We start from the raw sequence: 13545 nt of genomic DNA, 5'->3' as shown, positions 1-13545 counted from the left end.
AAGCACAGAAGATCATCAAAAAATTGTGATGATTCTAATAAAATGATAGTCGATCAACCCAGTGTATTTAACTTACTGTTTTCTTGGCGGGGCACGATTTTACCGAAGGTCTTACCGCCTTTGGGCGTGGTGATGTTGATCTCCACCATTATTGGCGGTTTGTCTTATATTGGTTATTTTCATTTTCCAGAATTGCCTTTGGTTGGCTTTACTTTAATTGGGGTGGTGCTGTCAATTTTTTTGGGCTTTAAAAACTCTGCCTGTTATGACCGTTGGTGGGAGGCACGTAAACTTTGGGGCATGCTGATTGCCAACGCGCGCCACTTTGACCGCGACTGCCGTATACTTAGTCAAGCACGACGTGAACGCGTCATTCAGCACGTCATTGTATTTGCCAATGTCTTGCGCGACCGCCTGCGTCATCAAACTGCCAATCCAACCGAGTTAATTCAAACCAGTGGCATGAGTCAGCAAGCAATTACCCAACTGTATCAACAAGCCAATGCGCCGCAATACACGCTCAGTTTGATTCAATGGGAGTTAATGCAAGCACTTAAAGAGGGCGAAATTTCCGATATTATTTACACACAAATGAATCAACACGTCACAGAGCTGAGTTTGGTACTCACGGGTTGTGACCGTATTGCTACCACACCGCTCCCTTTTGCGTATTCAGTCCTACTTAACCGAACAGTGTACTTTTTCTGTTTTATGTTGCCCTTTAGTTTAGGGTCTACACTCGGATTGGCGACTCCGCTTTTGGTCGGTATTTTGGCTTATACTTTTTTAGGTCTGGATGCGCTCAGTTCTGAAATTGAAGAACCTTTTGGCACGCAAAGCAATGACTTACCTTTAGATGCCATGGTAAGAACCATTGAAATTGAATTATTGGGTACGTTGGGTAAACCAACGCCACCACCAATTCAGGCACAGGACAATAATTTGCTTTAGACCCTCTTCCCAACCTTCTCCCAGAGGGAGAAGGAGTTTTTATCCTTTCTAAATTTTAATAATGGATATCACATCTGCTTATATGAGAAGGTTGGGATGAGGGAGTTACTCAACAAAACTCTCCCAAATCCCAATTTGACCATCTTTCACCCGCGGAATATTGCCCAATTTAATCCACGGCATATTTTCACCATGAAAATCGCTGCCGACAGATACTTTTAGACCATGTTCAGCAATCATGCGATCCACCATTTGACGGGTCGATGCAGGGTCAATATTAGGCGGCAATTCCACTGCATCACCCCCATATTTGGCAAAAATTTCAATCAAATAACGAATATTGGTCGCAGATAAATCATAACGGGTTGGATGCGCCAACACGGCAAAACCCTGACTGTCATGAATTACCCGAATCGTATCTTCCAAACTCAAGCCATCAAATTTCACATAAGCCTTTTTGCCTTCTTTGATGTATTTATCAAATGCTTGCTGCACACGCGTTACAATGCCTTTTTCTTGTAAGGTTTTGGCAATGTGTGTGCGAGTAATCCGATCTGCTACGCCTTCGACTTTAAGAAGTACATCATTATAAATATCTTGTCCAATCAGCGGAGTGAGTAAATCACAAATTTGTTTGGCACGTTCTGCACGAATTTGTTTTTGCTGTTCCAGCAGCGCCTGTAAAGGTGCAGGATTTTGCATGTTTAGCGCCACCACATGCACGCTATAGCTTTTCTTAGTGGCTGGACGTGACCATTGACTGGAAATTTCCACTCCCGAAATAATCTTTAAATCTTGCCCCTGAGCCGCTTGCTCTGCCAAAGCCAGCCCATCCATTGTGTCATGATCAGTCAATGCCAAGGTATGAATGCCCTGCTGAATTGCCGCAGACACCAATTCTCCAGGTGACAAAGTTCCATCAGAAATATTACTGTGTGTATGTAAATCTACGCCGTGCATCACTTATACTATGTCATTTATTTGATCAGATTTAGATACTCTAACATGAAAGCACTTTTAGACTTTGTGCCCCTCATTATTTTCTTTTATTTATACAAAACTGTAGATCCAAAAGACACTAATCATCAATTACTACAACTGATCGGCTCTGCAGGCGGTGTCGATAACAACCATATTTTGGTGGCCACCACAGGTCTGATCATCTCGATGTTAGTGGTGTACGGCGCATTGTTCATCATGCAAAAATTCCGTTTAGATAAACAACAGTGGATTGTGCTGTTTATGACCGTAATTTTTGGTGGCGTTACTTTAATGTTAAGCGATGACTTTTATATTCGCCTGAAAGCTGCCATTTTAAACATTGTATTTGCAGGTGCTTTTTTGCTATCACCATGGTTCAGCAAAGACCGTAAACCACTGATTCAACGCTTATTTGGGCCTGTGTTCAACTTGACCGAAGCTGGCTGGAAAAACCTAAATTATACTTGGGCAGCCATGTTTGCGGTTATGTCTTTCCTGCACGTATTTTTTGCATTTTTATTTAGGGATGGAAAATATTGGGGCGAATTCACCGCTTTTGGTGACATGATTGTGATGTTTTCCTTTATCATTGTGCAGTTTATTGTATTGCGCAAATACTTTAAAACATCTGAATAATTTCTGATCTGCGATATTCGAGAGTAACTATGCCTTTATTTGTTCTAAGTTGTACTGACCGTGAAGGTACACTGGAAAAACGTCTTGCGACCCGTCCTGCACATCTTGCACGTTTGCAACAACTCGATGCCGAAGGTCGCTTAATTGTGGCGGGGGCAATGCCAAAAGACCCAAGCAATCCACAAGCAGGCTTTTATGGCAGCACCATGATTGTCGATTTTGACAGTCGTGAAGCACTCGATGCTTGGCTACAAGATGAACCTTTCTTAAAAGAAGGCGTATATAGCCACATTGACGTTAAGCCATTCAATAAAGCATTCCCTCAAGGATAAGCGCTATGCGTTTCGTTGTTGCCAGTGTTGTTGCTGTTCTGCTCAGTTCACCTGTATATGCAGTTGAGCCAGCCACAACCACACCTACTGCACCTGCTCCTGCTGCTGTGACCAACACGGCAGCTGTAGCAACAGCCAATGGGGTTACTCCTGCACAAGATAAGCCCCTGACTGCAGAACAAATTGCCAAAAATAAAGCCCTTCAGGAAGCTAAAACCAAAGCCTTGATTAAAGATCAGAGCACACGTTTGCAACAACTTGAACAGGCAAACCTCGATGCTTTGGCACAGAATCAGGAACTGCAACTTAAAAACGATAATTTAGGCGTGCAAGTTCAAGTACTGCAAAGTGAACGCAGTGCGCAAATGTTTTTATACGGTGCTGCAACACTCGCGGTTGGCGTATTGCTCGGCTTCTTAATTGCTAGCTATGTCTATACCAAACGTCGCCGCCAATGGTAAGGTGAGCATTCACCTCTTGATTTAAGGTACTCTGGTTTTGTTTCAGCCTATTCAAACTGCCGAGCTGGATTGGCAACTGGTCGATGGTATTGATGTGCCCATTTCCAAACAATTTGGCGATGTGTATTTCTCTAAAGACAACGGTTTATTAGAAACACGGCATGTGTTTTTACAGGGCAATGACTTACCCATCCGTTTAGCAGCGCTGAATAATTTTGAATATTTTTGTGTAGGCGAAACAGGCTTTGGTACAGGCTTAAATATTTTAGCGCTTTGGCAATTATGGCAACAGGTACGTCCCAATAATCGCAGCCATTTACACGCAATTTCTGTCGAAAAATTTCCACTTTGCAAAGCCGATCTTATACGTGCCTTAGCGGCTTGGCCCGAACTCAGTCATCTGTCTGAACAGCTGATTCAGCAATACCCTGCCGCTATTGCAGGCTGTCATCGTTTAAACTTTCCAGATGAACGCTTTAGCCTAGATTTATGGCTAGGCGATGCTCAGGAAGTTTTTCCTGTCATTGCTAAAACTGCTCCTGTCAATGCGTGGTTTTTAGATGGCTTTGCACCCGCCTGTAACCCCGATATGTGGCAGGAAACCGTGCTCAACCCGATTGTAGCACTGTCCGATTATGGCACGACTTTTGCCTCATTTAGTGTGGCAGGCGTACTCAAACGTGGCTTAAAACAACACGGTATTCACATCACCCGCCCACGCGGTTTTGGGCATAAACGGGAAATGCTGAAAGCCATCTGGCAAGCGCCTGAAATAGAGCCAATATCCGATCAGAACGAAACTCAAATTACAACAAATACCACAACAAGCAACCAACAGCGCCATATTGCGATCATAGGCGCAGGAATTGCGGGTTTAAGCTGTGCGTGGGCATTTTCCCAACGAGGGCATCAAGTCACGCTCTATGACCAAACAGCGCCACTTGCAGGCGGTTCTGGCAATCCTTTGGCACTCTTAAACCCAAAACTTTGCCCAATTCATCAAAGTGCTGATCATTTAATGACTTTGGCATGGCAACATGCTTTAAATCACTATGCCGCATTCAAAGCATTTCGTCCGTTGCAGATTCATCAACTGGCACTTAAACATGCCGATGAATTGCTGGATTTAGCCACACAATACCCAAAAGGTATTTTAGCAGCACAGAGTGCAACCGAACTTACGCCACAAAGCGACTTTGCCAGTTTAAGCTTATTGCAAGCAGGAGCAGTTTCTCCACATCAACTGCGTGATGAAATTCTTGCGCATCCGCACATTCAGTTTCAGCAAGCTCAAATTAAACAAATCACCACGACAGCACAGCAACTGATCTTACACAGCGTAGATACTGAACTTGGAGTGTTTGATCATGTCATCGTCTGTGCAGCGCTGCAAAGCGGTGCTTTTTTTGAGCATTACCCTGTGCTTAAACCCATTCGTGGGCAAGTTAGCTGGGTAAATAATACAGATCAGGCTTTGCCATTATCACAAGCCTATAGCTATGGCGGCTATTGCATGCAGCTCAATGCCGATCAACTGATTTTAGGTGCATCGTTTTATCCAAATCGGGAAGATTGTGACGTCTTGGCAGAAGACCATGTGCATAACTACGAACTTATCCACAGTGTCTTTCCTGCGTATGCCGAAAACTTAGCACCCGTAGATACTTGGCAAGGTCGCGCTTCGCTACGCGCCCAAAGTAAGGATTATTTTCCCCTACTTGGCAAAATGCGTGATGATCAGGAAATTTACAGCTTTGCAGGACTCGGTTCTAAAGGCTTTTTATTTGCCCCGTTGTGCAGTGAAATACTGGCGGCACAAGTTTTAGCAGAAGCCTGCGCTGTACCTAAAAACTTAGTANCGCTCGCTTAGAGAAAATAGAAATAAAACGATACCCAACAAAAAAGCGCCTTACGGCGCTTTCTTCATATTGATGATACTTAGTGACCTTGTTCCAAAGGCATGCCTGCGTCGCGCGCAGCACGTGTACCACCCATTAAAACCACATATTCACGTGAGCTGTCCAAACCTTCTAGTTTTTCCGCTGCACGTGGGGCTTTACTTCCGCCACCACATAAAATGTAAATGGGTTGATCCGCCGACACCTGAGTAAGACTCTCTGCTGATAGATCGTTAATTGGCTGATTCACAGCACCTTTAACATGAGCTTCTGCATAAGCACTTGCATCACGTACATCCCAGATAATCGCGTCAGCTGGGAACTCAAATGTTGTAATTTCTTGTTTACGGATCATTGCGCACTCCTTTGATGTAAAACAACACTTGGCAAATGAAGAAAACATCCCTAGCATCTCAGATATTGTTTCCATTTGCAAAGGTCTTCATTATGCCTTCTTTCGATATTGTTTCTGAATTAGAACTTTTTGAAGTGAATCATGCGGTTCAAAACACACAAAAAGAAATCGGTACTCGTTTCGATTTTCGTGGTCAGGATGTTTCTATCGACCTCAATGAAAAAAACAAAGAGATTAAAATCTCCACTGAAAGTGATTTCCAATGTGAGCAAGTGTATACCATGCTCGAAAATCACTTCTATAAGCGTAAAGTCGACATTCAGGCGCTTGACCCACAAAAAATGACCGCATCAGGTAAAAATGTGATTCAAGTGATCAAACTTAAAGATGGTCTTGACTCAGATACCGCAAAAAAAATTAACAAAGCCATTAAAGACAGTGGCATTAAAGTGCAATCTTCTATTCAGGGTGACAAAATTCGTGTGACCGACAAGAAACGCGACACATTGCAACAAGTAATGGCGTTCTTGAAAGAGCAACAATTTGGTCTGCCACTGCAATTTAACAACTTTAAAGATTAATTTGGGGATGTCATGACACCAACCAATCGCTTAAACAAACTGGTCAAAGCAACATCAAAATTGCCGAAAGGCATTCAAAGCCGCCTTTTGAGTCAAGCCTTTGGTCGTGTCGTGCCGATGGTGGGCACTGCGAAAATTCGCTATCAAGAAGTAACCCCATCGCAAGTGGTGGTCAGTCTTGCCAATCATAAAGCCATGCAGAATCATATTGGACAGGTACATGCCTGTGCTATGGCGCTGTTGGCTGAAACTGCCACAGGTTTTGTAACTGCCATGAATGTGCCTGATAGTGCCATTGTGCTGATTAAAAGCCTGAAAGTGGACTTTAAACGTCCAACTCAAGGTGCAATGACAGCCATTGCCACACTCAGCCCAGAACAGCAACAACTCATGCACAGCACCGACAAAGGTGAAACACTGGTCAATGTCAGTGTGATTGATGAATCAGGCGAAGCTCCGATTCAGTGTGAAATGTTGTGGGCATGGGTGTCAAAAGCACATTTAAAGCAGAAACAAGCCTAACGCCTGTTTCCTCTCCAAGAAAAAATCCCAGCTACTGTGCTGGGATTTTTTTCATTACGATGTTTGACTAGCTTGATACTTATGATGCTTGACTAGCCTGAGCTTCTAAAAACTTCTGTTTGGCTTCTTCAGGAATCTGACGTTTTGAGCCTTTGACATCAACCGCAACAAAGGTAAATACCCCTTCGGTAACACGCACAGCTTCACGTGAATCATCATGGCTGTCCCACACTTCAATTTGCATTTGAATTGAAGTATTGCCCACTTTCAAAATTTTGGTGTAGCAACTGATCACATCGCCCACTTTTACAGGCACCAAAAAAGTCATTTGGTTAATGGAAATCGTGGCACAACGTCCTTTACTAAAACGCTCGGCATGAATCGCACCAGCCAAATCCATCTGTGAAACGATCCAGCCTCCAAAGACATCTCCACTCCAGTTGGTATCTGCTGGCATGGCAATTGTTTGTAGGGAAAGCACTCCCTCTGGTTTTGCATGAGAATCTGACACGTTCACTCCGGACATTTGCATTAAATTAGCACGAACAGTGCATTAAGACTGGGCGTTGAGTTGCTGATCCAACCACTGTTGTAATTCAGTCGCTCGTAGCGCGCCGCTTATTCTAGCAATTTCATTGCTTTTATTCATCAATACCAGTGTTGGAATACTGCGCACATGGAATGCACTGCTTAAGCGTGGATTGGCCTCGGTATCAATTTTGGCAAACACCACCTGCGGATTTTGCTTGGCAACTGTTGCAAAATGTGGTGCCATCATCTTGCAAGGACCACACCAGTCCGCCCAAAGATCAATCAGAATAGGTAAGTCACTATTTTGAATAAAATTACTGAAATTTTGCTCATTCAATTCAATGGGTGCAAGCGGAATCAGCGCTTGATGACACTGCCCACATGCAGGATTGGCAGATAATTTATCTTCAGGTACACGGTTTTTTGCACCGCATTCAGGGCATACAATAATCATTTACTGAACTCCAAACAGTTGCTGTAAAAACTCTAATTGGGTCTGAATGACTTTTTTAAACCATTCACCATGATAAATATCAAAATGTTGCATATCCCACTCTTCATATTGCACATAAGGCGCAATATTGGTGGCCGTTTCACGGCTCGATTCAATTGGAATCAGGCTGTCACGCTGCGCAGCAATAAATAACACAGGGATGTTGATTTGCCGCACTTCTTGAATGGGGCGATAACGAATCAAATTAAAAAACACCCGAGCAGGAATTTCCCCACTCCAGTAATGATCGGGGTTCACAATTGACATATAACCTGCATAACTGTCTGTGGTCGGTAAAAAACACAGTTCTTTTTGCGCCACCACTGCAAGCGTTTTGGGCGACATCCCTACCTTTGCTCCCATATAGTCCTGACTGGAGATTTTTAGGGCTTTCGGAAGTTGCTGCAAAGGATATAACTTGGCACTTTCCGCACCATCTACAAAAGGCACTTGTACCATGACCGCGGCAATATTGTGTAAGCGTGAGGCCAAACTCAGCACATATCCGCCACTCAGTGAAGTTCCCCACAGAATCATACGTTTGGCATCAATCGACTTACGTTCCGCAATATGTGAAATCATGCTGCGCCAGTCATCTAACTGCGCCTCTATGGATACCAACTCACGTGGACGCCCCGTACTCCCGCCCCAATAGCGATAATCGAATAGCACCACCGCATAGCCTGCCTGAGCAAAATATTGTGCGTATTGCACCAATTTAAAATGACGTAAGGCTGCCAGACCATGCGCCATCAGAATTACCGCGGGTTTTTCTATAGATTTAGGGCGATAAAAGTCTGCAGCAATCACCTCGTGATCACTTTTGACATATAAAGGCTCAACCATATAGGAATGCATAAGCGCTCCATTGCGTTATTTTATCGTTATCATCGTTATAAATATTTCAGAACATTCTGCTCTTGAATCTGCTTAATGCTATCATAAAGCATATTGTCATGAATAAAATGATGGAGTATTCCCATGTCTGAACAAGTCGGTTTTGCGGGTCAAATTGGTCCTGAGCATGTGAGCCAAGTTGTAGAAAAGGGCTTTAAGTCAATTATTAATAACCGCCCAGATATGGAAGGTGGTCCTGAACAGCCCACTAGTGCACAAATTGAAGAGGCAGCACGTGCTGCAGGTTTAGATTATGTCTATCAACCTGTGGTGTCTGGTCAAATTACTGAAGTCGATGTGCGTACTTTTGCCAATCACTATAACGAATTGCCAAAACCTGTGTTGATGTTCTGCCGTACGGGTAACCGCTCAAACAACTTATTCCAGTTGGCAAAACAAATGGATTTGTTGGATGACTAAACCCATCCTCAAATATGTATTTTGCTGTATTCTGATCTGTAGCAGTATCCCGCTGAGTCACGCTCAAAACGATGTTCAGACTTTAAATACCAAAGTCAGTGTTGCAGGTCAGATGAATGCTGCCAAATTTTCACAGTTGATGCGATGAGGTTTTAAATCTGTGATTGTGAACCGCCCTGATCAAGAGATGGGCAATGTAGTCAAGGTGAGTGAATTACGCAATATCGCGGAAAAATCTCAGATCAGTGTGATTTATCAACCCGTTAATAGCGGTAAAATTTCTCAAACAGACATTCTTGAATTCGCCAAATATTATAATGAGCTTCCAAAACCCATTCTGATGATTTGCCGTAGTGGCGCTCGTTCTAGTGCGTTATTTCATCAGGCAAAATTTCAAGGTTTGTTGCATGAATAAAGTTTTATTGGTGGTGATATGTGTCTTGGCGCTGAGTGCTTGTAGTTCTATGCAAGTGCGCCCGACGGTGGGTGTGAATGTGGGGACGAGTTTGTAAATATAAAAAACCAACTCAATATTTTGAGTTGGTTTTTAGTTTATAACTGATTATTTAAGTTCTAACCAACTTGTCTGGGTTTTACCATTAGGAACACTCGTAATAACCTTAATGTCATCACCCTGTGCACAGCCTTTCAAACGAACTGTGTACTGTACGACAGGTGCAATATTTGCAAATGTAGTTGGTGTCAATAAAGCCATAGTATTTGGAACAGTCTCATCTCCATTAATTACCTCAGCCTCACAAGTCTGATTTTTATAATTAAATTGTGGTGTACCTGTAATAGCTGCATCCAATGGCACAGAGGTTCCTGTTCCACTTCCAGAAATTACAATTGCGTAATCTTTATCTGCTAATGTGATATTCAAAGTACTATATGGTTCAGCTCCAGTTACACTTAAAACCTTTTTAGTTGAATCAGATGGCACTGCAATCAATTTAACGCTAGGTTCAAATGTTGTATTATCTTTAACTGAAACTCCAACAGTTGTACTAGAAGGCATTGGAACAGTTTTCAGACTATTACCATATACATTAAAACTAAAAGTGCCAGTCCCTTTTGAAATTTTTCCATTCGATTCAAACCCACTCTTCCAAACAAACGTTGGAGTATCATGAGCAAACGCAAAAACTAATTGTTGACGTAAAACTGCACTTAAACCACTGTCACAAGTATTAGGAATATTCGGCTGCTCAAAACTAGAAAGTGCGCATTGTAAACCAGCATTCGCTTTACTATAAATAAATTCACCTAGATTATGGAGATTATCTTCATTATCATCACGGAAAAAAGCACCAATGTTATGAGTTAAAGTATCCCCTTTTGTAAACGAATTACTACCGTCTAAATCATTGTAGGCTTTATCTCCCTCTACAAAAGCTAAAACAGTAACACGGTTATTTACAGGACGGGGATTTTGTGTCGTCAAAGTTACGCTACATGAACCAGCTTTATTGGTTGCACAAGATGAATCTACTTTGCCACCTTCCGCAACAAAACTAATTACTGTCCCTTCAGGTACATCATTCCCAACTCGATCTGTTAAACGTGCGGTAATTGTAGAAGTATCTCCATCAATATCCGTTCTTAAAGATTGTTTAGAAACAGATAAACTAACACCATTTTGAGTGACCCTACCTGTTGAAACTTTTACATTTTTAGATAAAGCATAGACTTTCGGATCTGACGCAAGTGCTGCTTTAATTTCCACTGGTCCAGGAATATCACCAGGGTATAAGTTTACAATAATTTTTCCATTAGAATCACTTTTTATTAATTTCTCAAGTTTATTATTATCTAATGAAATAAAATTTAAATCTGGGGGAGCTTCTGTTAATTGAACCAACACCTCTTGATTAGGAGCAGGGCGTCCATTTGCGAAAAGGGTAAACTCAACCTGCCCAGAGGCAGCCGAACCACTACCTGCAATACCAAGATCAACAGCAGAAGTTGTCGTATAAACTAAAGAGTCTGCTGCAATTGGTGCGACTTTAACTGTAACCTGTGGTGTCGATTGACTATTTGAGCTCTTTGCATAAATAATAGACTGCCCTTGGCACAGCTCACCAGTCACAGAAATAGCTTTATAAGTAGTTGTAATATCACCCTGATTAAGTGAAGTAACTGATGCTGGCGTAAATGTACCACATGTAGCTGTAAAGTTTACAACTACATTATTTTGAAAATTACCGCTGTCTGTTTGTGTTTTTAATGTAATATTTGTTGAGCCACCAACTTCTAATTGATCCGTCGAAGGAACCATATTCGCTAAAACAACATTAAGTGGTTGTAAAGTAAAAGCTAAATCCTTAGTAGTAATAGTTTTATCACCATATTCCACACTAGCTGAGACTTTATAAACACCAGTTAAGCTAGGATTACTTGGTACAAGTGAAATTGATGCATCACCTGCCGCATCAGTTAGTACTGCACCATTTGAACTCCCTAAAATAACATCACCAGTTGTGGTAAATGTAACAACTGCACCACTGATACCTTGTCCTGATTGATCTGTTACTTTTACAGTGGCCTTTGCACCATCAATGTTAATAACCTGAGTTTGTACACCATTAACATCTGTCAGAGTAATAGCACTAGCATTAACATTTTGAACTGTTTCACCAGTACTAGGATTAGTTGCATTATTTCCCGAATTAGGATTTGGCTTAGGGTAATATCCATCACTTCCACCGCCGCCACAGCCAGCCAATAAAACCGCTAAAGCCACAGCCGAAAACTTCAAACTAATTTCTTTCTTTTTCATTGAGTTAATCCCCAAATCCCTCTAAAACTATGAGTTGATCAAACATATAATTAATATTGTCAGATATGTAACCACAGTTACTGCTTTATGTAAATAAAAGCATGATAAATGTTTTGCTCGTGTTAGCCTGAATTTATTTATTACCTGAAGTAGCTCACAAATGTACGACCTCATTATTATTGGTGCAGGCACCGCAGGCATTAGCGCCTATAAAGAAGCGATTAAATACACCCAAAACCTACTCATCATCAATCACGGTCCATGGGACACCACCTGTGCCCGCGTTGGTTGTATGCCCAGTAAAGTTCTCATCTCTAGTGCCAATCGCATGCACGACATACAACATGCACAAGAAGTTGCACTCACGGTAGATGCAAAAATTGATACATCCCAAATCATGACGCACGTACGCCAATTACGTGATCGTTTTACCCGTGCCACACAAAAAGATGTAGATCGTTGGGAAGCATCCCATAAGATTTCAGGCTTTGCGACTTTCATAGATGCCCATACAATTCAAGTGAATGGACAGCAATATCAGGCAAAAGCTTTTATTGTTGCAGTCGGTTCTACTCCTGCTTATGAGCAAGCATGGAAAGAAAAATTAGGCGAACGCTTAATCACATCAGATCAAATCTTTGAATTAGAGCACTTACCGCAATCTTTGGCCGTCATTGGCAGTGGTATAATTGCAATCGAATTAGCTCAAGCTATGCAACGCTTAGGGGTAGAGACCACTATTTTTGCACGTAGTCGTAAAGTTGGTTCACTCCGCAGCCCAGAACTACAAACCATTGCACAAGATACACTCAGTCGAGAATTGAATATCAAATTTGAAACCTTGCCTACACAACTACAAAAAACAGAACAAGGCGTGAAAATTGAATATCAAGAAAATGGACAAATACAAAGCTTAACTGCCGATTATGTATTGGTTGCTACGGGTAGACGCAGCTATTTAGATCAGCTTCATCTTGAAAATATTGATACAAGTTTCAACAACATCAAACAACTCCCAATTGATCCTCATACCAAACAACTCGGACAGCATGCTATTTTTATTGTGGGTGATGCACACACGAATACTCCCATTCAACATGAAGCAGCACATGAAGGGCGTGCAGCCGTGCATAATTGTTTAAGCTTTCCAAACATTGAAAATATAAAAACATTAACACCCATGGGCATTGTGTTTAGCTCACCTGAAATGGCATCTGTAGGACAAAACTATAAACAACTGAAAGAGCAAAATATTGCATTTACGACAGGCTTTGTTTCTTATGAAAAACAAGGTCGCGCTTTGGTGCTGGGAAAAAATAAAGGTGCGATTGAAGTTTATATTAATAATAAAAGTCAAAAGTTATTAGGTGCTGAATTATTTGTGGATGCTGCTGAGCACATGGCGCACTTATTGGCTTGGATGATTGATGAAGAACTCACACTTGAGGATATTTTAGATAAACCGTTCTACCATCCAACACTAGAAGAGGGTTTAAGAACAGCACTTAAACATGCACGTCGACAACTACTTGAAATCTAATCAAATTTAGAAAGTATGCTTACTCTTTAAAACCATCCCCTGATGGTTTTATTTTGCCTTCACTTTTTATAGTTTTTAATATTTTCTTTTCTACATAAAAAACACCCCCAACGCTAGTTGAGGGTGTTTAGAATAATGAGCTGGCGATGACTTACTCTCACATGGGTA

General features: G+C 41.8%; 15 protein-coding genes and 1 pseudogene. 10 read left to right on the top strand and 6 right to left on the bottom strand.

Annotated features, from left to right (window positions below):
• Positions 1 to 42: 42 nt before the first annotated feature.
• Positions 43 to 951: a bestrophin family protein gene (locus tag AC07E5_RS08180; protein ID WP_004976242.1), complete on the top strand. Its 909-nt coding sequence runs from the start codon at positions 43 to 45 to the stop codon at positions 949 to 951.
• Between the two features lie 105 nt (positions 952 to 1056).
• On the opposite strand, the gene AC07E5_RS08175 is transcribed toward AC07E5_RS08180, so the two are convergent.
• Entirely contained in the window at positions 1057 to 1911 is an 855-nt protein-coding gene (locus AC07E5_RS08175) for a PHP domain-containing protein (protein WP_131261955.1), read from the bottom strand.
• A 45-nt stretch (positions 1912 to 1956) separates the two neighbouring features.
• On the opposite strand from AC07E5_RS08175, the gene AC07E5_RS08170 reads away from it, so the two are divergent.
• Genes AC07E5_RS08170 through mnmC form a run of 4 tightly spaced genes read left to right on the top strand, consistent with a single transcriptional unit; the run spans position 1957 to position 5231 of the window.
• On the top strand, positions 1957 to 2568 hold the full coding sequence (locus AC07E5_RS08170) for a septation protein IspZ (RefSeq protein ID WP_498625223.1): 612 nt from the start codon (positions 1957 to 1959) through the stop codon (positions 2566 to 2568).
• 29 nt (positions 2569 to 2597) lie between these two features.
• Positions 2598 to 2900: a YciI family protein gene (locus tag AC07E5_RS08165; protein WP_004976238.1), complete on the top strand. Its 303-nt coding sequence runs from the start codon at positions 2598 to 2600 to the stop codon at positions 2898 to 2900.
• Between the two features lie 5 nt (positions 2901 to 2905).
• Positions 2906 to 3361, top strand: a complete 456-nt coding sequence (locus AC07E5_RS08160) for an SH3 domain-containing protein (RefSeq protein WP_004976237.1) — start codon at positions 2906 to 2908, stop codon at positions 3359 to 3361.
• 37 nt (positions 3362 to 3398) lie between these two features.
• The gene (mnmC, locus tag AC07E5_RS08155; RefSeq protein ID WP_498625222.1) at positions 3399 to 5231 is read left to right on the top strand and encodes a bifunctional tRNA (5-methylaminomethyl-2-thiouridine)(34)-methyltransferase MnmC2/FAD-dependent 5-carboxymethylaminomethyl-2-thiouridine(34) oxidoreductase MnmC1; all 1833 of its coding nucleotides are present in this window, start codon (positions 3399 to 3401) and stop codon (positions 5229 to 5231) included.
• 68 nt (positions 5232 to 5299) lie between these two features.
• Here mnmC and AC07E5_RS08150 read toward each other — a convergent pair whose 3' ends face one another.
• Positions 5300 to 5614: a rhodanese-like domain-containing protein gene (locus AC07E5_RS08150; protein ID WP_004976235.1), complete on the bottom strand. Its 315-nt coding sequence runs from the start codon at positions 5612 to 5614 to the stop codon at positions 5300 to 5302.
• Positions 5615 to 5706: 92 nt separating this feature from the next.
• On the opposite strand from AC07E5_RS08150, the gene AC07E5_RS08145 reads away from it, so the two are divergent.
• The gene (locus tag AC07E5_RS08145) at positions 5707 to 6195 is read left to right on the top strand and encodes a YajQ family cyclic di-GMP-binding protein (protein WP_004976234.1); all 489 of its coding nucleotides are present in this window, start codon (positions 5707 to 5709) and stop codon (positions 6193 to 6195) included.
• 12 nt (positions 6196 to 6207) lie between these two features.
• A complete protein-coding gene (locus AC07E5_RS08140) occupies positions 6208 to 6717 on the top strand; it encodes a DUF4442 domain-containing protein (protein ID WP_104853054.1) in 510 nt (169 codons plus the stop codon).
• Between the two features lie 79 nt (positions 6718 to 6796).
• On the opposite strand, the gene AC07E5_RS08135 is transcribed toward AC07E5_RS08140, so the two are convergent.
• From AC07E5_RS08135 to AC07E5_RS08125, 3 genes are read right to left on the bottom strand one after another with little or no spacing between them, the layout of a single operon-like run.
• Positions 6797 to 7243 (bottom strand): acyl-CoA thioesterase, encoded by a 447-nt coding sequence (locus AC07E5_RS08135; RefSeq protein WP_218618957.1) that lies wholly within the window; start codon positions 7241 to 7243, stop codon positions 6797 to 6799.
• A gap of 27 nt (positions 7244 to 7270) precedes the next feature.
• The gene (trxC, locus tag AC07E5_RS08130) at positions 7271 to 7702 is read right to left on the bottom strand and encodes a thioredoxin TrxC (protein WP_104853053.1); all 432 of its coding nucleotides are present in this window, start codon (positions 7700 to 7702) and stop codon (positions 7271 to 7273) included.
• Complete coding sequence (locus AC07E5_RS08125; RefSeq protein ID WP_278518397.1) at positions 7703 to 8599, bottom strand: alpha/beta hydrolase; 897 nt, start codon at positions 8597 to 8599, stop codon at positions 7703 to 7705.
• Positions 8600 to 8722: 123 nt separating this feature from the next.
• On the opposite strand from AC07E5_RS08125, the gene AC07E5_RS08120 reads away from it, so the two are divergent.
• Complete coding sequence (locus AC07E5_RS08120; protein ID WP_070153827.1) at positions 8723 to 9058, top strand: protein tyrosine phosphatase family protein; 336 nt, start codon at positions 8723 to 8725, stop codon at positions 9056 to 9058.
• Positions 9051 to 9473: pseudogene (locus tag AC07E5_RS08115) on the top strand (protein tyrosine phosphatase family protein). Before AC07E5_RS08120 ends, AC07E5_RS08115 begins: the two are co-directional and overlap by 8 nt.
• Before the next feature lie 147 nt (positions 9474 to 9620).
• Here AC07E5_RS08115 and AC07E5_RS08110 read toward each other — a convergent pair.
• The gene (locus AC07E5_RS08110) at positions 9621 to 11837 is read right to left on the bottom strand and encodes an Ig-like domain-containing protein (RefSeq protein WP_498625220.1); all 2217 of its coding nucleotides are present in this window, start codon (positions 11835 to 11837) and stop codon (positions 9621 to 9623) included.
• A gap of 160 nt (positions 11838 to 11997) precedes the next feature.
• Between AC07E5_RS08110 and AC07E5_RS08105 the strand changes: the two genes are divergently transcribed.
• Positions 11998 to 13377 (top strand): dihydrolipoyl dehydrogenase, encoded by a 1380-nt coding sequence (locus tag AC07E5_RS08105; RefSeq protein ID WP_498625218.1) that lies wholly within the window; start codon positions 11998 to 12000, stop codon positions 13375 to 13377.
• Positions 13378 to 13545 lie beyond the last annotated feature (168 nt).

This window comes from Acinetobacter seohaensis, assembly GCF_056431365.1.
Note: the sequence above shows the minus strand (reverse complement) of the source record. Positions and strands in the feature narration are given on the sequence as shown.